This is a genomic window from Streptomyces sp. NPDC047108, from assembly GCF_040643575.1.
Classification (GTDB): Bacteria; Actinomycetota; Actinomycetes; order Streptomycetales; family Streptomycetaceae; genus Streptomyces.
The window spans coordinates 120,132-146,569 of sequence record NZ_JBEYUP010000007.1 but is presented as its reverse complement, the minus strand read 5'-3'; the positions used below and the strand labels follow the sequence as shown (position 1 = coordinate 146,569).

Sequence of the window (26,438 nt, the reverse complement as noted above, 5' to 3'; positions counted from 1 at the left end):
CGGCGGGGCGGGGGTTGGTTGAGGTCGGCGGGGACCGCGGCCCTCGGCGAGGGCCGCCGGCCGTGGGTCAGCGCAGCCCGAAGACCTTCATGGCCTTCAGGGCGCGGCTCATGAACTGCGCGTACTGGGCGTCGTCCATGCCGAACGACGGGGCGAGCGGCAGCACCCGCTGGTGCGCGATGGTCTGGGCCTCCGTGTACTTGAGGATGCCCTCGGAGCCGTGGCGGCGGCCGAGGCCGGAGTCGCCCATGCCGCCCATCGGGGCCTGGACGCTGCCGTAGGCGGCGGCGTAGGACTCGTTGACGTTGACGGTGCCGGAGCGCAGCCGCGCCGCCACGGCCCGGCCCCGGCGCCCGTCCTTGGTCCAGACGCTGGCGTTGAGACCGTAGGGGGTGGCGTTGGCGAGCGCGACGGCGTCGTCCTCGTCGCTGAAGCGGTAGATCGAGACGAGCGGGCCGAAGGTCTCCTCGGCGCAGACGGCCATGGGCGCCTCGACGCCGTCGAGGATGGTCGGCTCGTGGAAGAGCGGGCCGATGTCGGGGCGGTGGCGGCCGCCCGCGACGACCTTGGCGCCCTTCTCGACGGCCTCCTCGATGTGCCGGGTGATCGTCTCGAGCTGGCGGTCGGAGACCAGCGAGCCCATGTCGGCGCCGAAGGCGAGGGCCGAGCCCAGGCGCAGGGCGCGGGTGCGGGCGGCGAACCGCTCGACGAAGGCGTCGGCGACCGACTCGTGGACGTAGAGCCGCTCGATGGAGATGCAGAGCTGGCCGGCGGAGGAGAAGCAGCCCCTGATCGCGCCCGCCGCCGCCTTCTCGATGTCGGCGTCGTGCAGGACCAGCATGGCGTTCTTCCCGCCGAGTTCGAGGGAGCAGCCCACGAGGCGGGCGGCCGCGCCCTGGGCGACCTCGCGGCCCGTACGGGTCGAGCCGGTGAAGGAGACGTAGTCGGCGTGCTGGACGACGGCGGGGCCGACGACCGGGCCCTCACCGAGGACGACCTGCCACACGCCGGCGGGAAGTCCGGCCTCGATCATCAGCTCGCGCGCCCACAGGGCGGTGAGGCAGGTCTCGGTGTCGGGCTTCATCACGAGCGCGTTGCCGGCGACGAAGGCGGGCAGGGCGTCGCCGACGGACAGCTCGAACGGGTAGTTCCAGGGTGCGATCTGGCCGACGACACCGCGCGGCTGGCGCAGCTCGGTGGCCTTGGTGAGGACGGGCACGGCGCCGGTGTGGCGCTTGGGCCGCAGGTAGGCGGGGGCCTTGCGCCCGTAGTGGCGGGAGGCGCTGGCGACCGCCTGCACCTCCTCGTGGGCGTGCAGGCGCGCCTTGCCGGTCTCCAGCTGGATCAGGTCCAGGACCTCGCTCTGGCGCGCGAGCACCAGGTCGTGGAAGCGGAGCAGGACGGCGGCCCGCTGCCGCGCGGGCGTGGCGGCCCAGCTCTTCTGGGCCTCGCGGGCCTGCGCGAATGCGGTGGCCACGTCCTCCGGCGTGGATTCGGGCAGGTCCGCCAGCTTCTCCCCGGTGAACGGGGTGTGGTTGGCGGTACTGCCGGAGCCGACGACGCCGCGCGTGAGCCGGGCGACCAGCTCGGGCGTGACCACATCGGCGGCTTTACGGGTGCCCTCGGGGGCGGTGAAGACCGGGTTGCCCGTGGCGTGCGCTGCGGTGTCCTGCGTGTCCGTCATGCGGCAGAGAGTATGCCGGGACGCACGCTTTGGGTACCCGTCGGTAACTCGTTTTCACCGGTCGTCCACAATCGCGCCAGTGATGACTGGCAGGAGTCCTAAAGGTCCTCGATGTCCAGGTACTTCACCGCGGTGTCGAAGAGTGCCTGACCGTCCTTGCGCCCCTCTCCCCGGGCGGGCATGGAGACCGTGAGTACGACCGACCGCTTCTTCGCCCGGTCGACGTAGATGTGCAGCAGCCTGCGGTACGAAATATCGTCTTCGTCGTAGTTGTACGGCTTGTAGGTGGTATCCACCTGAGCGGCCGGGCGGCCCTGCTGCTCGGCCTTCCGCCGGGTGCTGCGGGCGTCCGCCACCTCGGTCTCGTTCTCGCCGCCCGCCCCGTAGAAGTCGGCCCACCCCTCGGCCTCCTCCTCCGCGGTGCCGACGTCCTCGGTGTAGACCGACACGTCCACGGTGAACACCCCGCTGGGGTCGGCGAATTCGACATAGGCGTCGTCAGCGTTCACCGTCCGCCGGTAGTCGCTGGGGACCGCCAGGGAGGCGCCCACGACCTCGCCCTCCTCGCGCACCACCCAGTCCGGCGGCATGCCCTCGGTCGCGAACGGGTTCGCGAAGACCAGCACCAGCACCAGGGCCACGGCCAGCGCCAGCAGACCCGCGCCGAAGCCGAGCCGCGCCGCACGGCTGCGCTGCAGCACCGGCGGGACGAACGCGCTGCCACCCGTCGCCGCGCCCGGAGCGGCGAGGCGCGCCGCGGCGGCCTGCTGCGGCGGGCGCGCCACCGACTCCAGCGTCTGCCGGATCTCGTACGCCGTCGGCCGCGCCGCCGGATCCTTCCGCAGAAGCTGCATGACGAGCGTGCCGAGTGCGCCCGCGCCCCGCGAGGGCATCTGCGGCTCGGCCGACAGCACGGCCTGCAGCGTGGCCGGGGTGGTGGAACGGCGGTACGGGGACATGCCCTCCACCGCGGCGTACAGCACCACGCCCAGCGACCACAGGTCGGACTCCGGGCCGGGGCGCTGCCCCAGGACCCGCTCCGGGGCGATGAATTCGGGGGAGCCGACGAACGCGCCCGTCTCGGTCAGGCCCTGCTCGCCCTCCACCTGCGCGATGCCGAAGTCGGTGAGCACGACCCGGTCGTGACGCCCCAGCAGAACGTTGGCGGGCTTCACGTCGCGGTGCAGCACACCGGCGTCGTGCACGGCCGCCAGGGCACCGAGAACGGCGGCGCCGATACGCGCCGCCTCGCGCGGATCGAGCGTGCCCTCCTCGAGGCGGTCGGCGAGCGACTGACCGCGCACCAGTTCCATGACGATCCACGGCCTCCCGTCCTCGACCACCACGTCGTGCACGGTGACGATCGAGGGGTGGTCGACCCGGGCCGCGGCCCGGGCCTCGCGCTGCATCCGCTGGTAGAGGGTCTGCCGCTCCCGCTCGGGCAGATTGTCGGGGACCCGTGGCTCCTTGACGGCCACATCGCGGTCCACCACGACGTCATGGGCCTTCCAGACCGTGCCCATGCCGCCGTGCCCGAGGCGCGTGTCGAGACGGTAGCGGCCGCCGACGAGGCGGCCCGCGTCTGGAGCGGCAGGTTCCACGGGGGCCGTACGGCCGTCGCCTTCGCGTCCGGCGCGCTGCGGTACGACGGAGGCCGGGGGGCGGGGCACCTGCACAGGCGGCCGGGCGACCTGGGTCGGCTCGTGGTGGTGCGACGGGGCGGGCTCGTGGCCGGGGCTCGACGCGGGTGGCTGAAGGCCGTAGCTGGTGGGCTCGTCGGCCCGTCCCCCCATGTTCGTCATGTGCTCATCTTTACCGGTGCGGGGGTGTGCTCCTCCAGCGGGTGAGGTGACCGGATGCCGCACCGTGACACATCCGTGCCCGACCGCTGGACGGGGATGGAGCCGGGGCCGGGGTGAAGGCGCCGGGAGTTCGGGCGAAGGCGCGGGGACTCAGGTCAGGGTTTGCGCCTGCCGACGTCGATCGTCTCGACGGCGGTGTCGAAGTGGCGCCGTGCGGTGGCCCGTTCGCCGACGGGGGCCGAGATCCACAGGTCGTACATCCTCCCGCCCTCGTCCCAGCTCAGGTCGAACGTCTGCCGCGGGCCTCCGTCGGCGGCGGTGCCGTTCCAGGTGAACTCCCAGAGGGCGGCGCGGTGTCCGCCGTGGGTGGTCGCCGTGACCCGCGCGTCCCGGTAGCCCTTGTAGCGCTTGGGCCCCTCCGCGTGGGCGTCCCGCATCACGGCCAAGGGTCCGCCCGGCTCCTCGTCCTGGACGTGGACGCCGATCCGGAACACCCCGTCGCGGTCGCCGTAGTAGATGCGCGGCCCCTCGACGGAGCGCGTGAAGCCGTTGGGCACGGCGAGGGAGAAGCCGGCCGGGTCGGTCACCCTGCGGTAGCCGCGCGGCACCGGGTTGTCCTCGGGGTCCGGGGTGCGCGTGGCCGTACGCGTCGAGGTGACCGTCACCGTCGGCGACGGGCTCTCCGATGACGGATCCCCGGTGGGCGAGCGCGTCGCCGTCGACCCGCCCGGGGGCTTGGCGTCGTCGGTGCTGTCCAGCAGGACCGCGACCGCCGCCACGCCGGCGCTCACGGCGGACGCGAGCAGCAGCAGCGCCGCAACGACCGTACGGGCACGGGCCGGTGACGAGCGCGAGAACCGAGAGGGCCGTGCGGTCGGTGCGGACCGTAAGGTCGGGGAGGACCGGGAGCGGCGCCTCCACGACGGCCACCGCAGGAACGGCGAGCTCTCGGAGAGGCGCTGCGTGGCGGCGTATCCGGGCGGCACCTCCGGCATGCGGCCGGTCCGCAGATACTCCTCCAGCAGCAGCTCCGCGCCCTCCGCGTCGAGCCGCCGGTCCGGGTCGCGCTCCAGCAGCCCCCGGACGAGCGGCAGCAACGGGCGGGCCGCCTCGGGCGGATGGATGTCGTCGGTGACGACGGCGTGGAGCACCCCGCCGAGAGAGTCCCGGTAGAAGGGCGATGTGCCGTTGATGGCGGTGCACAGCAGGGCGCCGAGCGACCACAGGTCCGACTCCGGTCCCGTACGCCCGCCCGACATCCGCTCCGGAGCGGTGTATTCGGGCGTGCCGACGAAGGAGCCGGTCTCGGTGATGGTGGTGCCGCCGGTGATCTGCGCGATCCCGAAGTCGGTCAGCACCACGCGTCCCGTGGACGCCTCCATCAGGACGTTCGCGGGCTTGAGGTCGCGATGGAGCACTCCGTGGGCGTGCGCGGCGCGCAGTGCGCCGAGGAGTTCCCTGCCGATACGGGCCGCCTCGCGCGGCGGCACGGGCCCGTCGGCGGCCAACTGGTCGGACAGGGAACGGCCGTCGATCAGCTCCATCACGATCCACGGCCGGTCGTCCTGCTCGACGACGTCGTGCACGACGATGACGCCCGGGTGCGCGAGCTGCGCGACCGTACGGGCCTCCAGGAAGGTCCGCTCCCGCTGATTCCGGGCCTCGGCCTCCGGAATCCCCTCCTCGACACGGAGTTCCTTGACCGCGACCTCGCGGCCGAGGACGTGGTCCGTGGCCCGCCACACGGTCCCCATACCGCCGCGCCCCAGGCGCGCGCCCAGCCGATACCGCCCGGCGATGAGGCGGTCACCCTCGCCCCGGAAGCTCCCCATGGTCACATCCTGCCCCACCTGTCCCCTGGCGGGGACAGGGCCTCGGGCATGTGGGTGATCACGGGACGAACTGCACGGCGCACCGGGGCAGTTCCGCGCGCCTCCCGTCGCACCACCCGTCGCTCCACCCGCTCCGCCGCGCTACCGCCCCCCGGCCGCGGTCCGCTGCGCCCGCGCCCGGTCACCTCGGCGCCGTGGGCGGGGTGTCCGGCCCCTGCCGGGGTGTGCCGCACCCGGGCACGAACCGCCCTGGTCGCAGCGGTGCCGAGCGCGCAGTGTTGCCGACATCCGTACCGCAGATGCAAGGGACGCAAGGAGAAACCATGGCCACGCCGTCGTCCGTCACGACCGAGAACGACTCGCCCTCCACCGTCCGGAACAAGCCGTCCGGCACCGTCAAGAACGTCCTGATCACCGGAGCGAGCAGCGGCATCGGGGAGGCGACAGCACGGCGGCTCGCGGCCGCCGGCCACCGGGTCTTCCTCGGCGCCCGCCGCACCGAGCGGCTGGAGCGCCTGGCCCGGGAGATCTGCGCGGACGGCGGGACGGCCGTGTACCGGCGGCTGGATGTCACCGACGCCGAAGGCGCCGACGGCATGCGCGCCTTCGTGGACGCAAGCCGGACCGCGTTCGGCCGGATCGACGTCCTCGTGAACAACGCCGGCGTGATGCCGCTGTCGCCGCTCGAGGCCGTCAGGACCGACGAGTGGGACCGCATGATCGACGTCAATGTGCGCGGAGTCCTGCACGGCATCGCCGCGGCGCTCCCGCTGATGCGCGAGCAGGGCGGCGGGCACGTCGTGAACATCGCCTCCGTCGGCGCGTACGAGGTGTCACCCACCGCCGCCGTCTACTGCGCCGGAAAGTTCGCGGTGCGCGCGATCTCCGAGGGGCTGCGCCAGGAGTCCGCGGGAGACATCCGCGTCACGCTCGTCTCGCCGGGGGTGACCGAGTCCGAACTGGCCGACGGCATCTCCGATCCCGCGGCACGCGAGGCGATGCGGGCGTACCGCTCGGTGGCGCTGCCCGCCTCGGCGATCGCCGACGCCATCGCGTACGCGATCTCCCAGCCCCCGCAGGTCGACGTGAACGAGATCGTCGTGCGCCCGGCCGCGAGCGCCCAGTGACCCGGGACGCGCCCAGGAGCCGCCGTCCCGGGGCACACCGCCGACCACCGCACCCCCTTCACCGCACCATGGCCAAGAGACGGACAAGGAGCCGACGTTGAGCACCGACCACCTCACCGAGCACGAGGCCCTGCTGCGGCGCCTGCGCGCCCTGGAGGACAAGGACGCCCTGCACACCCTGCTGCTGCGCGGCTGGCACGCCCTCGACCGCAACGACTGGGACACCTGGTCCCGCTGCTGGACCGAGGACGCGGTACTGGAGTTCGGGCCCTGGCAGCAGATCCACGGCAGGGAGGCGATCCGCGCCAAGGTCCATGAGGCGGAAGCCCCGTACGCGACCATGCAGCACCACATTCTGAACGCCACCTTCGACGTCCAGGGCGACCGGGCGACTGGCGTCGGCTACATGTGGTTCGTCGCCGTCGCCGAGCCGGACCGCAGCGCCGATCCGTACGCGATGGGCGGCCCCTACGACTGGGAGTTCGTCCGCGCCGAGGACGGCTGGCGCCTCTCCCGCCTGCGCATCGGCGTCCGGTGGACGCGCGGCGAGGACACGGTACGAGCCTTCTCCTGACGCGCCTTCAGCTGAACGGGCCGTGGCCGGCGGCGGATCCAGGGGCGGATGCGGGGCGGCCGGTTCAGCCGTGCCGCACCGCCCCGGTCGCGGCGCCCCGACCGCGGGTCAGCCGCCGGCCCGGGTGGGCAGGGAGGATGCCGGGCTGCGGCCAGCGGTAGACGCGCCGGAACCGGTCCATCCCGATGGCGAGATCGACGTGCAGCTCGGTCACGCCGTCGGCATAGCTGTGGCGGGCCCGGATGACGCCGAATCTCCACTTCCCGCTCGCCCGGATCCAGGCCGCGGGCTCATATCCCGGCGCGTACACATCCGTTCGGACCTCACTGCCGCGCCCCGGCCCGCCCGGTGCCGTGGGGGCCGCCGGTTCCGTACGGCCCGGGGCTTCGGTGGCCTCGCACGACGGCTCGTGTGTCGGACGCTCCCAGTAGTACATGCGTTCGATTGTAGGGGCTGGGCCGCCACGGGGCGAGCAGATCGGGGCCGTGTCGGCGGATCGGTGGACGGGGCCGACGCGCGGCCGGCCTCACCGTCGAACACGGCGGCTAGCGTGTGACCTTCGGCGAACCGCCAACCGACCGGGAGGTCCTGACATGGCCAGCAAGTTCACCGAGCTTGCGATCGACTGCGCCGATCCCGTCGCTCTCGCCCGGTTCTGGTGCGCGGTCCTCGACTACGAGGTGCAGGACGAGGACGACGGGCTGGTCACCATCCGCTCCCCCCAGGTGCCTGAGGGCAGGAACCGCCCCGGTCCGGTGCCGCCGGCGTTGACCTTCGCGCGCGTGCCCGAGGGCAAGACCGTCAAGAACAGGCTCCACATCGACGTCAACGCGACCGACAGGGACCAGGACGACGAGGTCCGGCGCCTTCTTGACCTCGGTGCCCGGCACGCCGACGTGGGCCAGACCGGCGACGAGAGCTGGGTCACCCTTGCCGACCCGGAGGGGAACGAGTTCTGCGTCCTGGCGGGCCGCCATCCCTGACCGGCCTGCGGGTCGGGAGGACACGACCCGCGTCGGACGTATCGCGCGACCGTGTCCGGACCGTCAGTCCCGGCCGCCCGCACGCGAGTCGACATCGCGCAGGAACGCGGGCACCCGGCTGTTGAGTACGCGCACGGGGATCGCGTGCCCGGCTCCGGGGACGACCTCCACCACCGCGTCCGGCAGGAGGCTCCGCGCCCTGGCCTGTGCCTGCGCCCATCGGACCACTCCCCCGTGGGCCGCGTCGATCGGCGGCGGCCGAGTCGATCTTTGCAGGGGCGGGGTGTGGGGAGGGCGGCGGGTCGGAGGGTCGGCCGCGCGGTCAGCCGGTGGAGCGCCGTCAGCCGGTGGGACGGTAGGTGTCCGCGGCCTGCTGGTAGAACGTCGCGACCGCGTCGCGCTCGTCGGCAGGCCCCATGACGAGGACGAGGTGGTAGCGGCCCTCGACGATCATCGCGAGGTTGCGGGCGGTGACCTCCCGGCCGCTGCCGTCCTTCCAGGTGAAGGTGCCCTCGGCCATCGCCGTCCCGCCGACGTCGATCCGGCGCAGACCGGACGCCGATGACCACTGCGAGTCCCGGAACGGTTTCAACTCCCGCTCCTTGTCCTGCTGGTAGGTCATCGGGTCGCCGCCGAAGTCGTCGACGGAGTCGCGGCCGGGGACCACGACCATCTCGAAGTCGCCGCCCACGTACCGGATCTGGCCACGGGAGTTCTCACCGCGCCGCTCCCAGTCCTCGTCGACGGCGAGCGCGAAGCCCGCCGGGTCACGGCGGACCGCGAACCCCTCGGGCAGCCCGGACGGTTCGGTGGACTGCGGCTCCTGCGACCCTCGATCGTCCGCGTCGCCCGCCCCCGGACGGGAGGCCCCGGTGCCCGCGGACCCCGTACGGCCCCGGTCACCGCTCTCGTCCGCACGCGGCATGAACAGCAGGGCGTACGCGAGGGCGGCGACGAGCGCGAGCAGGACCAGGCCGACGAGGATCCGGCCGAGGCGGCGCGGGCTGGATGTTCCGTCCCCGCGCTGCCCGCGGGCGGCCTTCTCTCGGACGGGACGACGCTCCGGCAGGGGCTGTTCGCCGAAGCCCGGCCCGCCGGGACGCGGTCCGCCGAAGCCCTGTTCCGGGGCGTGCTGTTCCCTCACTTCGCGCTCCCGGGCACCCTGCTCCCGGGCCCGCTTGTGGCGGCCGCGGGCGGCAGCGCCCCCGAACGCCCGGCGCCTGCGTACCAGTTCACCGCGGCGTCGCACGACCGGGAGGCGGCGCGGATCGGCGGGCGCCCCGTCGAGGGAGGGGACGGTGACGGTGCGGTGGCCCAGGTCCGGCTCGGGCGCGGACCGTACGAGCGAGCGCAGCCAGCCGCGCAGTTCCTCGAAATCCGGCCGCTCGGTGGGGTCCTGGCGCAGCAGCGACTCCACGACGGGGCGCAGCGGTCCGCACTCCTCGGCATAGGCGGGCGGCTCCGAGCAGACCATGTCGACCAGTTCGGCCGCGCTGTCCTCGGGGTACGGCGCGTGCCCCTGCACGGCCCGGTAGAGCAGGGCGCCGAGGGCCCAGAGGTCGGTGGCCGGGCCGACGGGCGGTGCGAGACGCCAGGTGCCGTGGACGGGCCCTGCCTGTTCGGGGGCCCACCGTTCGGTGACCGCGCCGACGACCACCAGCCGGGCCTGGCGGGCCCGTTCGGCGGCGAGCGGTGTGAGCGGGCCGCGGTATCCGTCGTCTCCTGGGGCGCCGCCCGCGTCGCCCCAGGGAGCGTCCGTGGTGTCGCCGGCCTCGTCCCACGGCTCCTCGCTGTCGTCCCAGGCCGCCTCGGTGCCCTCGCCCGCGTCCGGGCCGACAGCGGGAAGTCCGGCGCGGGGAGCGGGGAGCGGCGTGCGGCCGGGGCCCGCGGAGGGGCGGGGCGCGAGCGCGCCACTGTACGGTTCGTCGCCGCCGTACGGCTCGGCACCGCCGTACGGTTCGACGCCACCGTACGGTTCGACGCCACCGTACGGTTCGACGCCGCCGTTGGGATCGGCGCCGGTGCGCGGCCGGCCGAGGCCGTGCGGCTCGACGCTGTACGGCTCCGCGTCCCCGTACGGCTCGGGGAGGCTCGGGCGGTCGTGGTCGCGTGCGGACTCCAGGCCGTGTCCGGTGCGCGGCGCGGGAAGGCCGGAGTCTCCCCCCTCGCCGGGCCCGCGGTGGGGGTTCGCCGCGGGGAGCGCGGCCGGGGAGCCGGAGCGGGGCTCGTAGGGCAGGTATCCGGAGGGCAGGGGCTGATCGGCGGCGGTGCGCTCCCAGGGCGCCCGGGCCGCGGGGACGTCGGTACCGGGTGCGGTGCTCCGGCGCGGAGCGGGGAGCCCGCGGGCCTCCCGGCCCCGCTCCCCCTCGATGCCCCGCTCGACGGCGCCACGGTCGCTCTCTGCACGGCCGCTCTCGACGGGGGTGTTCGCCTGGACGCGTCCGACGGCGGCGCGGGCACCGGCACGGTAGGCGGCGATCGCCCCGTGACGCGCGGACCGGGGGCCCGTGCCGCCCTGCCCGTACGCGTCCTCCGCGGTGCCCCGACCGCCCGTGTCCGGTCCGACCGCGTCACCGCTCGCGCCCCAACTGCCCGCGCCCCGGCCGCTCGTGCCACCGGCGCGTGCGGCGTCCGGCGCGCCCGTGGGGCCGTACCCGCCCGTACCGCCGTAGCCCCTCGCGCCGTGTCCGCCCGCGGTGCCCTGGCCGCTCGCGCCGTCATCACCGCCACCGGTGTCTCCGGCATCCGTGTCGGCACGGCGGCGCGGGCCGGGGCGCGGCACCGGGTCGTAGCCGCAGAGCGCCTCCTCCGCCGCGCCCGCCGCGAGGCCGGTGAGCATGGCGCGGCCGTCCTCGCAGACGCGGACCGTGCGGGAGGTGATGTTGCGGTGGGTCCAGCCGTGGGCGTGCAGCGCGCGCAGCGCGGTGAGGAGGTCCGCGGCGACCTCGGCCGCGCGGTGGGGCGACATCGGCTTCTCGGCGAGCAGGGCCGCCAGCGGCCGGGAGGCCACCCGTTCGCTCACCACCCACAGGCTGCCGCCCTCGGCGAACACGTCGAAGACCTGGTCCAGGCCCGGGTGGTCGGGCAGGGCCGCGGCCGCCGTCGCGGCGTCGACCGCGCGCCGCACGACGGGGTCGGCGGGCCGGCGCGGGTCCGCGCCGTAGCCGGGCCCGGCGGTGCCGTACGAGCGGTCGTCCGGCCCGTCGGCGCCGACGACTTCCGCCTCGACCACCTCGGGCAGGGGTATCTGGCGGAGCAGCACTTCCTGACCGCTGTAGGTGTCGAACGCGACGGTCTCGGCCGGCTCGTATGCGTCGGCGGTCAGCCGGGGCAGGCGGTAGCGGTCGGCGAGCACCCGACCCGCATAGTCGTCCACGACGCCTCCCCGGAGCGCGCTGTCCACACCTCTCACACAGCAACCACGCTGTCCCGTCTAACCGTCAAATCCGGTCATATTCCGGCCGGTTGTGGCTGCGTACGGTTCGCGAGATCTCACGATACGTGCCCGAGGCGGGCACTGGTCAGTCCTTGGGCCGGAACGTGGCGAATGCCGTGTCGCGGAGCGTGGAGCACTCCTTGCCGTCCCACTCGTCCGCCTTGCAGGTGATCATGATGGAGTAGCCGTGGTCGGCATCCACCTTGAAGCCGCGGTCGAGGACGCGAACCCGCTCCCCGTTCTGCTTCCGCTCGAAGATCCAGTCGGCCACGGTCGGGTAGTTCCGGTACTCGACCTTCTTGAGGCTGATCCTGCGGTAGTCCGTGGAGTTGCTGCGCACGGCAGGCTCCAGGCTCTTCCATGCGGCCAGGGCGTCGGAGGTCGGATTCGGGCTGAAGTCGATCTGAACGCGCGGGAATCCGCCGGACTTGCTGTATATCCCGCCGGAGTTCCGGCCCGCGACGCCGGTACGGTGCCATTCCTCGGGGAGCCCCATGGAGAAGTGGAAGCGGGAGTCGGAGACCTTGTCGTAGCCGTCGGGCAACTCCCCCTTGCCGGGGCCCGAGCCGGATCCGCTGCCGGAACCGGAATCCGACCCCGTGCCCTCGTCCGGTCCCGAACCCGACTTCGGCTGCTCGTCCTCGGCCTCCCCGGTCCTCTCCCCGTCCTCCCCGCCCTCCGGGGACTTCTTCCCGTCCTGTGCGCCCTTGCCGCCCTCGCTGCCCGCGGAGGCCGCCTTGTCGCCGCCGGACGGGCCGCCCTTGGCACCGTTGTCGCCGCCGTCGCGGAAGGCGATCGCCAGGATCGTGCCGAGGACGACGAGCGCCACCATCACGGCCACGATGAGCAGGGTCCGCCGGGAGAACACGTCCGTGAGGGGCGCGGCCTCGGGCTGCTTCCGCTCGACCTCGCCGTGGCCCGGGGCCGGCGCGGGCGTGGACCTGGCGGCGTTGCGTACGGACGCCAGCGCGTTCCGCAAGCGCTTCTCGACCTCGCCGCGCGCCCCTGCGGACGGAGCGGGCGAGGCGTCCTGCCCCGCATCCGCTGCCGCGTCTGCCGCCATCGCGGTCGTCCTCGCCTCCGGCTCGGGCGTGCGCGCGGGCTTCGCCGTGCTCCGCTCGGCCGCCGGGGCCTTCTTCTGCGCGGGCGGGGTCTTCGCGGGCTTCGCGGCCGCCTTCGTGGCCTTCGCCGTCTTGGCGGGCTTCGCCGTCTTGGCGGGCTTCGCCGTCTTGGCGGGCTTCGCCGTCTTCGCCGCCGACCGCTCGGACTTCGGGACCCGGTCGGGGTCCGGCGGCATCGGGATCATCCGCGTCCGCTCGCCGGACGGCGCCTCGGGTCCCTGGTCCTCCGGCGCGTTGAAGGCGTCCGTGAGCAGCGCCCGCGCGCCCGCGTCGTCCAGCCGCTGGTCGGGATCCTTGGCCAGCAGACCGTAGATGACCTCCTCCAGCGGGCCCGCGTTCTTCGGCGGGTCCAGGGGCTCGGTCATGACGGCGGTGAGCGTGGCGAGCGCCGAACTCTTGTCGTACGGCGGCACGCCCTCCACGCAGGCGTAGAGCAGGCCGCCCAGCGACCACAGGTCGGCGGGCGGGCCGGGCTTGTGGCCGCGGGCGCGCTCGGGCGAGATGTACGAGGGGGCGCCGACGAGCATGCCGGTGGACGTGACCGACGGGTCGCCCTCGACCTGCGCGATGCCGAAATCGGTGAGGACGACGCGCCCGTCCTCCGAGATGAGCACGTTGGACGGCTTCACGTCGCGGTGCAGGATGCCCTCGCGGTGCGCCGCGCGCAGCACGTCGAGGACCTCGAGCCCGACCTCGGCGGCGCGGTGCGGGGTGAGGCCGCCGGTCTCCCGGATCACCTCGGCGAGGGAGTTGCCCTCGATCAGCTCCATGACGATCCAGGGCCGGTCGTCCTCGTCGACCACGTCGTAGACGGTGACCGCGCCCTTGCTGCGGATCCGCGCGATGGCCTTGGCCTCGCGCAGCGTGCGGGTGATGAGGCGCTGCTTCTCGTCCTCGTCGACGTGGGACGAGAACCGCAGCTCCTTGACCGCCACCGTCCTGCCGAGCGTCTCGTCCTCGGCCCGCCAGACCGTGCCCATCCCGCCGCGGCCGAGGACCTCTCCCAGCCGGTAGCGTCCGGCGAGGAGGCGTCCTGTGCTGCCCTGTGTCTGCTCCGCCTCCGACATGCATCCCCTCAGCGCTGCAATCAATCCACGATGGCGCCGAGTTGGCTGTGGTTCAAGGCGACCCATGGCGATTCATGGTGCTTTCGTGAATCCAACTCGCGCGACCGGCCCCGGCAGAGCCCCCATTCTCCCTCATGCGAGGGGGTGCTCGGAGTGCGGGTCTGGGTAGGCGCCCCTGCCGGGACCCGCGGTGACGGGCGCAGGGCGGTCCACTACCGTCCGCTCATGCGGGCCGACGGGCCGTCCGCGGCCCAGGCGCCCCGGGGAACCCCGTACGGGCGGCGGAATCCCGCCGCACCCGCGCGCGGGACCACGCCCCCGGGCACGGGCACGACGACACGTACATCGGCAGGAACGAGCAGGGAAACGAGGCCGGGAACCGACGACGATGACCGAGCGCACCGCACGCCGAACGGCCGCCGCCGCACTGTCCGTTGCGCTGTCCGCCACGCTGCTGGCGGGCGGCTGCGCGACGCCCGGCGGGAGCGCCGCGACGCGCGCGGAGAGCACCCGGCCGGGCGTACGCGACGCCGTGCGGGGCCTGGTGACGGCGGGCGGTGCGCCGGGCGCGGCGGCCCTGTCCCGTACGGAAGGCCGCGCACCGTGGTTCGGCGCGGCGGGCGTCGCGGACCTGCGCAGCGAGCGCCGGATGCGGGCGGGCGACCGGTTCCGCGCGGGGAGCCTCACCAAGACGTTCGTCGCCACGGTCGTCCTGCAACTGGCCGGAGAGGGCCGCCTCCGGCCATCCGACCACGTCGAGGACCATCTGCCGGGCCTGGTGCGCGGCCGCGGCAACGACGGCCGGCGGATCACCGTCCGCCAACTCCTCGCGCACACCAGCGGTCTGTTCAACTACACCGAGGATCCGCGGCTCGCCGCACGCCTCTTCGGCCGGGGCTTCCGCGCGCACCGCATGGAGGCCCACACGCCCCGGGAGCTGGTACGCGTCGCGCTGCGCCACCCGCCCCGCTTCGCGCCCGGCACGGCGTACGGCTACTCCAACACCGACTACATCCTGCTCGGGCTGATCGTCGAGAAGGTGACCGGCCGCCCGTACGCCGAGGAGGTCGAGCGCCGGGTGCTGCGGCCCCTGCGCCTGGAGGCCACCTCGTTCCCCGGGACGCGCTCAGAGCTGCCGTACCCGCACGGGAGGGCGTACTCGACGGCCGGTGAGACCACCGACGAGAAGGCCGGCGACGAGCCGCGTGCCCGCCACGGCCGGAGCGGCGCCGCTCATGAGCGCGCCCTCGACGACGTGACCCGGCTCGACCCGTCGAGCGCCGGCGCCGCGGGCGAGGCCGTCTCCACCCTCGGCGACCTGAGCCGCTTCCTCCACGCGCTGCTGAGCGGGGCGCTGCTCGAACCACGGCAGCTCCGGGAGATGCGGGACACCACCAGGACCGGCGGGCGCTACGGCCTCGGCCTCTTCCCCGTCCGGCTGCGGTGCGGGGTGACCCTGTGGGGCCACAACGGCACCATCAACGGCAGTTACGTCCGGGCGCTCGGCACCGCGGACGGCAGCCACGTGCTCACCTACCGCGTGAACACCGACCACGCCCCCTCCCTCCGCGCCGAAACCCGCCTGCAGCAGGCCGAGTTCTGCCCGCGGCGCACACGCTGACCGCCCGCCCGCTCCGGCGGCAACGGCCGGAACGGACGGGCGGTGAAGGCGCGTTGACAGCGCTTCGGCCGGGCCCCGGTCGCACCGAAGCCCGGCCAGGTCCTAGATCGGGACGATGTCCGGCGCGCCGAGCCGTGCCGCGTCCGCCGTCTGGTCGTCCGGCTGGAGCTGGGACTCGCGCTCGGCCTCCACCCGCTTCTGGTAGTGCTCGACTTCCTTCTCGACCTGGTCCTTGTCCCAGCCCAGCACGGGCGCGATCAGGTCCGCGGCCTCCCGTGCGCTGCGCGCTCCCCGGTCGAAGGTCTCGATGGAGATGCGCGTCCTGCGGGTCAGGACGTCGTCCAGGTGCCGCGCGCCCTCGTGCGACGCGGCGTAGACGATCTCGGCACGGAGATAGTCGTCGGCTGCGGTCAGCGGCTCGCCCAGCGACGGATCGGCCGCGATCAGCTCCAGGATCTCCTCGGTCAGCGAGCCGTACCGGTTGAGCAGATGCTCCACCCGCACCACGTGCAGGCCCGTGCGGGCGGCGATCCGCGCCCGCGCGTTCCACAGCGCCCGGTAGCCCTCCGCGCCGATCAGCGGGATGTCCTCGGTGACGCAGTCCGCGACGCGCTGGTCCAGGCCGTGCACGGCCGCGTCCACGGCGTCCTTGGCCATCACGCGGTACGTCGTGTACTTCCCGCCGGCGACCACCACGAGCCCCGGCACCGGGTGGGCGACCGTGTGCTCGCGCGACAGCTTGCTCGTGGCCTCCGACTCGCCGGCGAGCAGCGGGCGCAGCCCGGCGTAGACGCCCTCGACGTCGTCCCGGGTCAGCGGCACGGCCAGGACCGAGTTCACATGCTCCAGCAGATAGTCGATGTCGGCGCTGGAGGCGGCGGGGTGCGCCTTGTCCAGGTCCCAGTCGGTGTCCGTCGTCCCGACGATCCAGTGCCGGCCCCACGGGATGACGAACAGCACGCTCTTCTCCGTGCGCAGGATCAGCCCGGTCGTGGAGTGGATCCGGTCCTTCGGCACGACCAGATGGATGCCCTTGGACGCCCGTACGTGGAACTGGCCGCGCTCGCCGATCAGCGCCTGGGTGTCGTCGGTCCACACCCCGGTCGCGTTGACGATCTGCTTGGCCCGGATCTCGTACTCGCCGCCGCCCTCCACGTCCTGCACGCGGGCACCGACGACACGCTCGCCCTCGCGGAGGAAGCCGATGACGCGGGCGCGGTTGGCGGCCTCGGCGCCGTAGGCGACCGCGGTGCGGACGAGCGTGGCGACGTAGCGGGCGTCGTCCATCTGGGCGTCGTAGTACTGCAGGGCGCCGACGAGCGCGTCCCGTTTCAGGGCCGGGGCGACGCGCAGCGCGTGCTTGCGCGAGAGGTGGCGGTGCAGGGGCAGGCCGCGGCCGTGGCCGGAGGAGACGGACATGGTGTCGTAGAGCGCCACGCCGGACCCGGCGTACCAGCGCTCCCAGCCCTTGTGCTGCAGCGGATAGAGGAACGGCACCGGCTTGACCAGGTGCGGCGCGAGCCGCTCCAGCAGCAGTCCGCGCTCCTTGAGGGCCTCGCGTACGAGCGCGAAGTCGAGCATCTCCAGATACCGCAGCCCGCCGTGGATGAGCTTGCTCGAGCGGCTGGAGGTCCCGGAGGCCCAGTCGCGCGCCTCCACGAGCCCGGTCGACAGGCCGCGGGTCGCGGCGTCCAGCGCCGTACCCGCGCCGACGACTCCCGCGCCCACGACCAGAATGTCCAGCTCGTGTTCCGCCATGCGGGCGAGTGCCTCACCGCGCTCGGCCGGTCCCAGTGTCGCTGTCCTCACCGCTGCCTCCCGTCGTGTCCGGGTCGCTCTTTCCCCGCCCAGGGATTCTCACCGCGCCACGGGCCCGCAATCTCCGGGCGCCGGGCGGCGGCAACACCGATACCTCCACCATCAGCCAATACTCAATATCAGTCATATGTGTGCTTAGCCTTACATAGCGCCTCAGGAAGATCGTCTCGGGAAGGACGGCCACCAGCCATGCCCGCGGACCTCGCCGTCATCGGACTCGGCCACCTCGGCCTCCCCCTCGCCCAGGCGGCCACCGCCGCGGGCATCTCCACCATCGGCTACGACCCCGACGGTCACGCCGTCGCCGAGCTGCGCGCCGGCCGGCCCCCGGTGGACGGCTCGCTCGCCGCGGCCGACGTCCGCCGGATGCTGTCCGGCGGCTTCCGCCCCACCACCGACCCGGCCGAGCTGGGGCGGGTCCGTACGGCCGTGATCTGCGCGCCGACGCCGGTCGGCGAGGACGGAGCCCCGGACCTGTCGGCCCTCGGGGAGGCGGCCCGGGTGCTGGCGGCGTGGCTCCGGCCGCACGCGACCGTGCTGCTGGAGTCCACCGCGTACCCGGGCACCACCGAGGAGTTCCTGCTCCCGATCCTGGAGCAGGGCTCCGGGCTGCGCGGCGGCCGCGACTTCCACCTCGCGTACGCGCCCAGCCGCCTGGACCCCGGCAACCGCCGCTTCGGCCCCGCCAACACCCCGAAGGTCATCGGCGGCCTGACCCCCGCCTGCACCGAAGCGGCCGCCGCCTTCTACGGGCGGATCACCGACCGCGTCGTCCGGGCCCGCGGACTGCGCGAGGCCGAGGTCGTCCAGGTCCTGGAGACCAACTACCGGCACGTCAACATCGCCTTCGCCAACGAGATGGCCGTTCTCTGCCACGACATCGGCGTCGACGTGTGGGACGTGGTGCGGTGCGCCGAGACCAAGCCGTTCGGCTTCCAGGCCTTCCGCCCGGGGCCGGGGGTCGGCGGGCGCGGCGCCGCCATCGACCCCGGGCGTCTCGCGCCGAAGGGACAGAGCCCCGGCCACCCGCTGCGGATGGTGGAGCTGGCGCAGGAGGTCAACGACGGCATGCCGCGCTATGTGATCCACCGCTGCGCCGCCCTGCTCAACGAGCACGGCAAGTCCGCGCGCGGCGCCCGCATCCTGCTGCTCGGGGTGACGTACAAGCCGGACGTCCGCGACCAGGACGGCTCGCCCGCGCGCGAGATCGCCACCCGGCTGATGGAGATGGGCGCGCAGCTCAGCTACCACGACCCGTTCGTGCACCAGTGGAGCGTCCTGGGACGGCAGGTGCCGCGCGCCGACGCGCTGTACGAGGCCGCGGCAGCAGCCGACCTGACCGTGCTGCTCCAGCACCACCGCACGTACGACCTCCAAGGGCTCGCCGTGAAGGCCCAGTTGCTCCTGGACACGCGGGGCGCGACGCCGGTCGGTGCCGCGCACCGGCTGTGACGCAGGAACGGCCGTGCGCCCGCCGGCCCTGACGCCGCGCGCTCTGCCGGCGCGGGTGTCCCCGGCCGGTCCCGTGCGACGGGAGCCGGACCCCGGATGAGCGGGACGTCGGAGCGGGCCTCGGCCGGGGTCGCCGCGGGCGCGGCAGCGGCACTCGCCGGCGCCCTGCTGCTGGGCCCCCTTCAGGGCGCCTCAGGACCAACTGGGCCCGAACTCGGCTACTGGGCCCTGGCCATGGGGCTGTTCGTCGGCGCCGTCCTCGGCAAGGTGGGCGGCCGCGGCCGGTCGGTGGCGCTGTGGGGCATCCCGCTGGCCCTGGCCGGGGTCGCGCTGGCCCAGGTCCTGGCCGCGTGGATGCTGGTGGAGCAGGGCGGGATGTTCGTCTGGCACCCCGGCTCCGCCGTCGACCACTGGCGCGGCGAGATCCTCGGCGAGAACGACATCGCCTTCTACGCGGTGGCGGCACTGGAGGGCTGTCTGGTGGCCCAACGGATCGCCGAATAACGGCAGTTCGGGGGCCCTACGCGGCGGCGGACGTCCTCGCCAAGGGGTTGCCGGGGCGCGTCGCATCACGATGGTTGCGCGCTCAGGTCCCAGGCTTGTCACGGACCGTAGAAACGCGTTGCCCCGCTGTCAGCGCCAACTGCTAGCCTTCTGGCCGAAATTGAGTCAACCGCACTCCTGTGCGACACGTCCGCGTGCTCGTTCACGGATGCGGTTTCCAACGACACCTTCACATCGGGGGACAGCACATGAGCCAGCCTTGGCAGCAGCAGCCTCAGTCACAGCCTCAGCAGCCCGGGAACCCGTTCGCCCAGCAGCAGCCCGGCGCGTACCCGCCGCCCCCGGCGCCCGTCCGTAGGGGCAACGTCGGCCTTGCCGTGGTGCTCGGCATCGTCGCCGCCCTCGTCGCGGCAGGCATCTACGCGGGCGTCCTGTACGCCACCTTCGACGAGGACAAGGGCGAAGTCACGCAGATCGGCTACCTCGCGGTCGGCGTGGGCGCGCTCATCGGCTTCGCCCTGGGCAAGTTCGGCGGCAACAACGTGGCCCTGCAGATCCTCGGTGCCGTCCTCGGCGTCGTGGCCGTGGTCCTCGGCGAGCTGTACGGCTACGCCCTGATCATGGCGGAGTACTTCCCGGGCGCACCGGCCGCCACCGAGATCTTCTTCGACAACTTCAGTCGCCTCTTCGACGGCTGGAAGGAAGACCTGGACGCCATCAGCTACCTCTTCTTCGCTCTCGCCGCGGCCGCGGGCTTCAGCGTCGCCAAGAAGTCCGGCAGCTGACGCCACGTAGTCCGGCAACGGGCAGCACGCGTCATCAGTGAACGGGCCCCGACCGCCGTGCGGTCGGGGCCCGTTCACCTATCTCAGGGTCTGGCGTCAGCGCCTGGTGTGGTGGGCCGAGGGAGCCACCGTCACCTCGACGCGCTGGAACTCCTTCAGGTCGCTGTAGCCCGTGGTCGCCATCGCGCGGCGCAGCGCACCGAAGAAGTTCATCGAACCGTCCGGGATGTGCGAGGGGCCCAGCAGGACCTCCTCCGTCGTACCGACCGCGCCGAGGTTCATCCGCTTGCCGCGCGGCACCTCGTCGTGGACGGCCTCCATGCCCCAGTGGTGTCCGCGCCCCGGCGCGTCCGTCGCGCGGGCCAGCGGCGAGCCCATCATCACCGCGTCCGCGCCGCAGGCGATGGCCTTCGGGAGGTCCCCGGACCAGCCCACGCCGCCGTCGGCGATGACGTGGACGTACCGGCCGCCGGACTCGTCCATGTAGTCCCGTCGGGCCGCCGCGACATCCGCCACCGCCGTCGCCATCGGCACCTGGATGCCCAGCACGTTACGGGTGGTGTGCGCGGCGCCGCCGCCGAAGCCCACGAGGACGCCCGCCGCGCCCGTACGCATGAGGTGGAGGGCGGCGGTGTACGTGGCGCAGCCGCCGACGATCACCGGCACGTCCAGCTCGTAGATGAACTGCTTGAGGTTGAGCGGCTCGGCCGCACCGGAGACGTGCTCGGCCGAGACCGTGGTCCCGCGGATCACGAAGATGTCGACGCCCGCGTCCACCACGGCCTTGGAGAACTGCGCGGTGCGCTGCGGCGACAGCGCCGCGGCGGTCACCACACCCGCGTCGCGCACCTCCTTGATGCGCTGGCCGATCAGCTCCTCCTTGATCGGGGAAGCGTAGATCTCCTGCATACGGCGCGTGGCGGTGCGCTCGTCCAGTTCGGCGATCTCGGCGAGCAGCGGCTCGGGGTCCTCGTACCGGGTCCACAGGCCCTCGAGGTTGAGGACGCCGAGGCCACCGAGTTCACCGATGCGGATCGCGGTCTGCGGGGAGACGACCGAGTCCATGGGGGCCGTGAGGAACGGCAGCTCGAAGCGGTAGGCGTCGATCTGCCAGGCGATCGAGACCTCCTTCGGGTCGCGCGTGCGCCGGCTCGGGACGACGGCGATGTCGTCGAACGCGTACGCCCTGCGTCCGCGCTTGCCGCGCCCGATCTCGATCTCAGTCACGTGTCTGGCCTTTCCCTCAACGTCTGCGCCCACCAGTATCCCCGACGGTCTCCGCGCGGGACCGGCAGGCGCCCATGGCCCGGAACTGCCCCGGCCAGGGGCCGGGAGTGCCGCGAGCCGCTGCGCGCGGTGTGCGCGGAGCGGCCCGTCGGCGGAGGTGCGGTGGCGCGGTGCGGCCGGTGGGCGGACGCCGCGCCGGCCGACTAGCGGCGCGAGTAGTTCGGCGCTTCCGTCGTCATCTGGATGTCGTGCGGGTGGCTCTCCTTGAGGCCCGCCGCCGTGATCCGTACGAAGCGGCCCTTCTCCTTCAGCTCCGGCACATCGGCCGAGCCGACGTACCCCATGGAGGCGCGGAGACCGCCCACGAGCTGGTGCGCCACGGAGGCCAGCGGGCCGCGGTACGGCACCTGGCCCTCGATGCCCTCGGGGACGAGCTTGTCCTCGGAAAGGACGTTGTCCTGGAAGTAGCGGTCCTTGGAGTAGGAGCGCGCCTGGCCGCGCGACTGCATCGCGCCCAGCGAGCCCATGCCCCGGTACGACTTGAACTGCTTGCCGTTGATGAACACCATCTCGCCCGGCGACTCCTCGCACCCGGCGAGCAGCGAGCCCAGCATGACCGTGTCGGCACCGGCCGCGATGGCTTTCGCGATGTCACCGCTGTACTGCAGGCCGCCGTCGCCGATCAGCGGCACACCGGCCGGACCGCAGGCGCGGGCGGCCTCGTGGATCGCGGTCACCTGGGGCACGCCGATGCCCGCCACGACCCGCGTCGTACAGATCGAGCCGGGCCCGACGCCGACCTTCACACCGTCGACGCCCGCGTCGATCAGCGCCTGGGCGCCGTCGCGGGTGGCGACATTCCCACCGACGATGTCCACGGTGATGTTGGACCTGATCTTGGCGATCATGTCGAGGATGCCGCGGCTGTGGCCGTGCGCGCTGTCCACCACCAGGAAGTCGGCACCGGCCTCGACGAGCGCCTGCGCCCGGTCGTACGCCTCGTCGCCGACGCCCACCGCGGCGCCGACGACCAGCCGGCCCTCCGCGTCCTTCGCCGCGTTCGGGTACTTCTCGGCCTTCACGAAGTCCTTGACCGTGATCAGGCCCTTGAGCACACCCCGGTCGTCGACCAGCGGCAGCTTCTCGATCTTGTGGCGGCGCAGCAGCTCCATCGCGTCGTCGCCGGAGATCCCGACCTTGCCGGTCACCAGCGGCATCGGGGTCATGACCTCGCGGACCTGACGGCTGCGGTCCAGCTCGAAGGCCATGTCGCGGTTGGTGACGATGCCGCGCAGCTTGCCCTCGTCGTCGGTCACCGGGACGCCGCTGATGCGGAACTTCGCGCAGAGGGCGTCGGCCTCGCGCAGCGTCGCGTCCGGGCGGACGGTGATCGGGTCGGTCACCATCCCGGACTCGGAGCGCTTCACCAGGTCGACCTGGTTGGCCTGGTCCTCGATGGAGAGATTGCGGTGCAGCACGCCCGCGCCGCCCTGGCGGGCCATGGCGATCGCCATCCGGGCCTCGGTCACCTTGTCCATGGCTGCCGAGACCAGCGGCACGTTGAGGCGTACGTTGCGCGATACGCGGGACGAGGTGTCGACCGCGTTCGGCAGGACCTCCGACGCGCCCGGCAGCAACAGCACGTCGTCGTATGTCAGCCCGATCATGGCGAACTTCTCAGGCGTTCCGTCGACGTTGTCAGTCATGACACCTTCCCAGTGCTCTTGCCCGGCGCGGACTCCCATGCTAACGGGCTCAAGGTGCCCGGGATTCCGCCCCCGAATCCGCACAGGAGAGGTATCGGTCACGCGACCGTGCGGGCGACCGGCGGCGCGACGGCACCCGTCACTGCTCCGCCAGCGCCCGCAGCCTGCTGAGGGCCCGGTGCTGGGCCACCCGGACGGCGCCCGGTGACATGCCCAGCATCTGGCCGGTTTCCTCGGCGGTCAGCCCGACCGCGACCCGCAGCAGCACCAGCTCCCGCTGGACCTCGGGCAGGCTCGCCAGGAGCTTCCGCGCCCATTCCGCGTCGCTGCTCAGCAGGGCGCGCTCCTCGGGTCCGAGCGAGTCGTCGGGGCGCTCCGGCATCTCGTCGGAGGGCACCGCCGTACTCCCGGGCCCGCGCATCGCCGCCCGCTGAAGGTCCGCGACCTTGTGCGCGGCGATCGCGAAGACGAACGCCTCGAAGGGGCGGCCGGTGTCGCGGTAGCGCGGCAGCGCGCAGAGCACGGCCAGGCAGACCTCCTGCGCGAGGTCGTCCACGAAGTGCCGGGCGTCACCCGGCAGCCGGGACAGCCTGGTGCGGCAGTAGCGCAGGGCGAGCGGGTGCACATGGGCCAGCAGGTCGTGCGTGGCCCGCTCGTCGCCCTCGACCGCGCGATGGACGAGATCGCCGATGCCCCCGGGGCTTCCGGCCATGGCGGTGCCATGGGTCTCGTCGTCACGCATCGGTCCATGGTGCCTTGCTGCCTGGCGCTGCGTGGCACCGCGCCCGCGGTTGTGCATCGAAGCGTTATGAGTGGGTGCGCCTGTTGTCACGTCCTGCACCCTCCCCCCGACCGAGCCTTCCCCGAGGAATCCATACCTCCAAGGATGCGGCAGAGCCCGCGAAACGTTGACATCGCGTTGGTCACTGCTCCGTCCGCACCATCGGAAGCGCCTGTCACCCCGCCCGCGGAACCGCGGGCGGGGACCGGCCTTCCCCCGCTACGAACCACCCGGCACGGCCTTAACGGACCAGGCCCCAGCGGAAACCGAGCGCGACGGCGTGCGCGCGGTCCGAGGCGCCGAGCTTCTTGAAGAGCCGACGGGCGTGTGTCTTGACGGTGTCCTCGGAGAGGAACAGCTCACGCCCGATCTCCGCGTTGGAGCGGCCGTGACTCATGCCCTCCAGCACCTGGATCTCGCGGGCGGTGAGCGTCGGTGCGGCGCCCATCTCGGCGGACCGCAGCCGGCGCGGGGCGAGCCGCCACGTGGGGTCGGCCAGCGCCTGCGTGACCGTGGCCCGCAGTTCCGCGCGCGAGGCGTCCTTGTGCAGATAGCCGCGGGCACCGGCGGCCACCGCGAGCGCCACACCGTCGAGATCCTCGGCGACGGTGAGCATGATGATCCGGGCGCCGGGGTCGGCGGAGAGAAGCCGGCGCACGGTCTCGACACCACCGAGACCGGGCATCCGGACGTCCATGAGAATCAGGTCGGATCGGTCGGCTCCCCAGCGGCGGAGGACTTCCTCGCCGTTGGCGGCCGTCGTCACACGCTCGACGCCGGGCACGGTTGCGACCGCGCGGCGGAGCGCCTCTCGGGCAAGCGGGGAGTCGTCGCAGACGAGGACGGATGTCATGACCGTCCTCCGCAGCTGATGCGCGTCACCTTGAGCCTCCAGGCTGGTACGTATCGTCACCTCAGCGATTGACAGCGTCGGACATCTGCCCGAGTGCTTGTCCCGTCAACCGCCTCCGCACTCTCAACGACGGTCACCCGAAAGAGTTACGGGGTTCGGCGGCGTCCTTCAATACTCTACGTGAGGGCGGTGTCACGCGGCCGCTGCGGTACGTGAGCGCTGGTCAGAGGCCTGGATCGGGCACCCTCCGGATGGACTATGCCCTATTTGGCCGCTTTTCTTCCCATCTGCCGGTGTCTGTCGCTAGATTCGCAATGAGTCATATTTACATCTACTTACACAGTTGATGTACGGTCGTGGGCACTTGATCCACCGGAAAACCTCCGAGGGGATGAGCAATGGCAGACTTCTCCCGCCTTCCCGGCCCCAACGCCGATCTGTGGGACTGGCAGCTCCTGGCCGCATGTCGAGGGGTCGACAGCTCGCTCTTCTTCCATCCGGAAGGCGAGCGGGGAGCGGCCCGCAGCGCGCGAGAGGCCTCCGCCAAAGAGGTCTGCATGCGCTGCCCGGTACGGGCCGAGTGCGCGGCGCACGCACTCACGGTCCGGGAGCCGTACGGCGTCTGGGGCGGACTGACCGAGGACGAGCGCGAGGAACTGATGGGTCGGGCGAGACACCGCCTGATCGCCACCAGCAGTAACTGACGAAACGTTTCTTCTACCGCGGCACTTGTAGCTCTGAGTGACGCTTTGCCTTGCCCTGCGCGGCCCGTCCGCGCCTGCCCTGCGGGCACGACCGCCCGCCCTCTGCTATAGGCCGGCCCGCACCAGGGGCCCGTCGACCGCCGGATCCGCCGGGCCGCGGCCCGGCTCTCCGCCGCACCGCACGGCCGCCGTCACGCTCGGGGTGCCGCACAGCCGTCTCGCCGTGGCCTTCCCGACGGGACCGTCCCGCGTCGCCGTCCCGCCTCTGACCAGCCACAGCGGCCGTCCAGCCGCCGTCCCACCGCCGCCGCGTCCACAGGGGCAGCCGGGGCATCCGTCCCCGCGGCCGTCTCAGCCGCCGTCTCAGCGGTCGGCCGCCAGCGCGAGACGCTCCAGCATCGCCTCCACCGCCGGGACGTGCGCCAGATCCGGCAGCGTCAGCGCCACGACCTCCCGCTCCACCGCCGGCTCCACCTCCACCGTCGCCACGCCCTTGCCCCGTACGGACTCCAGCGCCAGCGCGGGCAGGACGGCCACCCCCAGACCGGCCCCGACCAGGCCGATCACCGCCGGGTAGTCGTCCGTCGCGAAGTCGATCCGCGGGGTGAAGCCCGCGTTCTCGCACACCTCGACCAGATGCCGGCGGCACCGCGGGCAGCCCGCGATCCAGGACTCCCCGGCCAGCTCCCCGATCCGGACGCGGTCGGCGCCTGCGAGCACGTGCCCTTCCGGCACGACACCCACGAGCCGGTCCGTGAGCAGAGGCCGCACGACCACGTCGTCCCGCCCCCAGTGTCCTTCCGGCACCGCCCCCACCGGGACCGCCGCCGGGTCCGCGCCCCGCACCCGGGGGTAGCGGAAGGCGAGCGCGATCTCGCAGTCCCCGGCCCGCAGCATCTCCACCGAGCGGGGAGGCTCGGCCTCCACCAGAGACACCTGGATACCGGGGTGGGCGGCGCGCATCTCGGCGAGCGCGGTCGGTACGAGCGTGGAGCTGCCGCTGGGGAACGAGACGAGGCGTACACGTCCGGCCCGCAGCCCGGCGATGGCCGCCACCTCCTCCTCGGCGGCGGTCAGCCCGGCCAGGATCCCGACCGCGTGCCGGACCAGGGCCTCACCCGCCTGGGTCAGGCGCATCTCCCGTCCCGCGCGGACGAGCAGCGGCGTCCCCGCGGTCTGCTCCAGGGCTTTCATCTGCTGGCTCACGGCGGGCTGGGTGCAGCCGAGTTCGCGGGCGGCGGCGGAGAAGGAGCCGGACGCGGCGACGGCGCGCAGCACTCTGAGGTGACGAGCCTCGATCATGGCCCAACCATAAGCGAGGCTTTGAGGCCGCGGTCAATCATCGCGCGCGGACTCGGGTC

General features: G+C 73.1%; 20 protein-coding genes. 8 read left to right on the top strand and 12 right to left on the bottom strand.

Annotated elements, in window-relative coordinates; translation table 11 throughout:
- Window positions 1-67: 67 nt before the first annotated feature.
- The 3 genes from ABZ822_RS17065 to ABZ822_RS17055 form a co-directional block, all read right to left on the bottom strand.
- Window positions 68-1,684 (bottom strand): succinic semialdehyde dehydrogenase, encoded by a 1,617-nt coding sequence (locus ABZ822_RS17065; RefSeq protein WP_360853741.1) that lies wholly within the window; start codon window positions 1,682-1,684, stop codon window positions 68-70.
- Window positions 1,685-1,782: 98 nt separating this feature from the next.
- The gene (locus tag ABZ822_RS17060; protein WP_360853738.1) at window positions 1,783-3,486 is read right to left on the bottom strand and encodes a serine/threonine-protein kinase; all 1,704 of its coding nucleotides are present in this window, start codon (window positions 3,484-3,486) and stop codon (window positions 1,783-1,785) included.
- A gap of 155 nt (window positions 3,487-3,641) precedes the next feature.
- Complete coding sequence (locus ABZ822_RS17055) at window positions 3,642-5,318, bottom strand: serine/threonine-protein kinase (RefSeq protein ID WP_360853735.1); 1,677 nt, start codon at window positions 5,316-5,318, stop codon at window positions 3,642-3,644.
- A 323-nt stretch (window positions 5,319-5,641) separates the two neighbouring features.
- On the opposite strand from ABZ822_RS17055, the gene ABZ822_RS17050 reads away from it, so the two are divergent.
- Together ABZ822_RS17050 and ABZ822_RS17045 are read left to right on the top strand one after the other, a co-directional pair.
- Window positions 5,642-6,445 (top strand): SDR family oxidoreductase, encoded by an 804-nt coding sequence (locus tag ABZ822_RS17050; protein WP_360853732.1) that lies wholly within the window; start codon window positions 5,642-5,644, stop codon window positions 6,443-6,445.
- A 97-nt stretch (window positions 6,446-6,542) separates the two neighbouring features.
- A complete protein-coding gene (locus ABZ822_RS17045; protein WP_360853729.1) occupies window positions 6,543-7,019 on the top strand; it encodes a nuclear transport factor 2 family protein in 477 nt (158 codons plus the stop codon).
- Window positions 7,020-7,083: 64 nt separating this feature from the next.
- Here the strand turns inward: ABZ822_RS17045 and ABZ822_RS17040 are convergent, their stop codons facing one another.
- Window positions 7,084-7,455, bottom strand: coding sequence for a hypothetical protein (locus ABZ822_RS17040; protein ID WP_360853726.1), 372 nt, complete (start codon window positions 7,453-7,455; stop codon window positions 7,084-7,086).
- A gap of 157 nt (window positions 7,456-7,612) precedes the next feature.
- Here ABZ822_RS17040 and ABZ822_RS17035 point away from each other — a divergent pair, with 157 nt between their 5' ends.
- Entirely contained in the window at window positions 7,613-8,002 is a 390-nt protein-coding gene (locus ABZ822_RS17035) for a VOC family protein (RefSeq protein WP_360853723.1), read from the top strand.
- Between the two features lie 340 nt (window positions 8,003-8,342).
- On the opposite strand, the gene ABZ822_RS17030 is transcribed toward ABZ822_RS17035, so the two are convergent.
- Window positions 8,343-11,378 (bottom strand): serine/threonine protein kinase, encoded by a 3,036-nt coding sequence (locus tag ABZ822_RS17030; protein WP_360853720.1) that lies wholly within the window; start codon window positions 11,376-11,378, stop codon window positions 8,343-8,345.
- A gap of 145 nt (window positions 11,379-11,523) precedes the next feature.
- Window positions 11,524-13,626: a serine/threonine-protein kinase gene (locus ABZ822_RS17025; protein ID WP_360853717.1), complete on the bottom strand. Its 2,103-nt coding sequence runs from the start codon at window positions 13,624-13,626 to the stop codon at window positions 11,524-11,526.
- Window positions 13,627-14,014: 388 nt separating this feature from the next.
- On the opposite strand from ABZ822_RS17025, the gene ABZ822_RS17020 reads away from it, so the two are divergent.
- Window positions 14,015-15,247, top strand: a complete 1,233-nt coding sequence (locus ABZ822_RS17020; RefSeq protein ID WP_360853714.1) for a serine hydrolase domain-containing protein — start codon at window positions 14,015-14,017, stop codon at window positions 15,245-15,247.
- Between the two features lie 102 nt (window positions 15,248-15,349).
- Here ABZ822_RS17020 and ABZ822_RS17015 read toward each other — a convergent pair whose 3' ends face one another.
- Window positions 15,350-17,056, bottom strand: coding sequence for a glycerol-3-phosphate dehydrogenase/oxidase (locus ABZ822_RS17015; RefSeq protein WP_360853711.1), 1,707 nt, complete (start codon window positions 17,054-17,056; stop codon window positions 15,350-15,352).
- A gap of 198 nt (window positions 17,057-17,254) precedes the next feature.
- On the opposite strand from ABZ822_RS17015, the gene ABZ822_RS17010 reads away from it, so the two are divergent.
- From ABZ822_RS17010 to ABZ822_RS17000, 3 genes are all read left to right on the top strand, one after another.
- Window positions 17,255-18,517 (top strand): nucleotide sugar dehydrogenase, encoded by a 1,263-nt coding sequence (locus ABZ822_RS17010; RefSeq protein ID WP_360853708.1) that lies wholly within the window; start codon window positions 17,255-17,257, stop codon window positions 18,515-18,517.
- A gap of 96 nt (window positions 18,518-18,613) precedes the next feature.
- Window positions 18,614-19,021 (top strand): hypothetical protein, encoded by a 408-nt coding sequence (locus tag ABZ822_RS17005; protein ID WP_360853705.1) that lies wholly within the window; start codon window positions 18,614-18,616, stop codon window positions 19,019-19,021.
- A 248-nt stretch (window positions 19,022-19,269) separates the two neighbouring features.
- On the top strand, window positions 19,270-19,806 hold the full coding sequence (locus ABZ822_RS17000; protein WP_360853702.1) for a hypothetical protein: 537 nt from the start codon (window positions 19,270-19,272) through the stop codon (window positions 19,804-19,806).
- Between the two features lie 96 nt (window positions 19,807-19,902).
- On the opposite strand, the gene ABZ822_RS16995 is transcribed toward ABZ822_RS17000, so the two are convergent.
- The 4 genes from ABZ822_RS16995 to ABZ822_RS16980 all read right to left on the bottom strand — a co-directional run bounded on the left by ABZ822_RS16995 (window position 19,903) and on the right by ABZ822_RS16980 (window position 24,373).
- A complete protein-coding gene (locus tag ABZ822_RS16995) occupies window positions 19,903-21,033 on the bottom strand; it encodes a GuaB3 family IMP dehydrogenase-related protein (protein WP_360853699.1) in 1,131 nt (376 codons plus the stop codon).
- A 203-nt stretch (window positions 21,034-21,236) separates the two neighbouring features.
- Entirely contained in the window at window positions 21,237-22,739 is a 1,503-nt protein-coding gene (gene guaB / locus ABZ822_RS16990) for an IMP dehydrogenase (RefSeq protein ID WP_360853696.1), read from the bottom strand.
- A gap of 139 nt (window positions 22,740-22,878) precedes the next feature.
- Complete coding sequence (locus ABZ822_RS16985) at window positions 22,879-23,481, bottom strand: sigma-70 family RNA polymerase sigma factor (protein ID WP_360853693.1); 603 nt, start codon at window positions 23,479-23,481, stop codon at window positions 22,879-22,881.
- 280 nt (window positions 23,482-23,761) lie between these two features.
- Window positions 23,762-24,373 (bottom strand): response regulator transcription factor, encoded by a 612-nt coding sequence (locus tag ABZ822_RS16980; RefSeq protein WP_003948568.1) that lies wholly within the window; start codon window positions 24,371-24,373, stop codon window positions 23,762-23,764.
- 398 nt (window positions 24,374-24,771) lie between these two features.
- On the opposite strand from ABZ822_RS16980, the gene ABZ822_RS16975 reads away from it, so the two are divergent.
- Window positions 24,772-25,077, top strand: a complete 306-nt coding sequence (locus ABZ822_RS16975) for a WhiB family transcriptional regulator (RefSeq protein WP_360853690.1) — start codon at window positions 24,772-24,774, stop codon at window positions 25,075-25,077.
- A gap of 363 nt (window positions 25,078-25,440) precedes the next feature.
- Here ABZ822_RS16975 and ABZ822_RS16970 read toward each other — a convergent pair whose 3' ends face one another.
- A complete protein-coding gene (locus ABZ822_RS16970) occupies window positions 25,441-26,379 on the bottom strand; it encodes a LysR family transcriptional regulator (RefSeq protein ID WP_360853686.1) in 939 nt (312 codons plus the stop codon).
- Window positions 26,380-26,438: the final 59 nt, after the last annotated feature.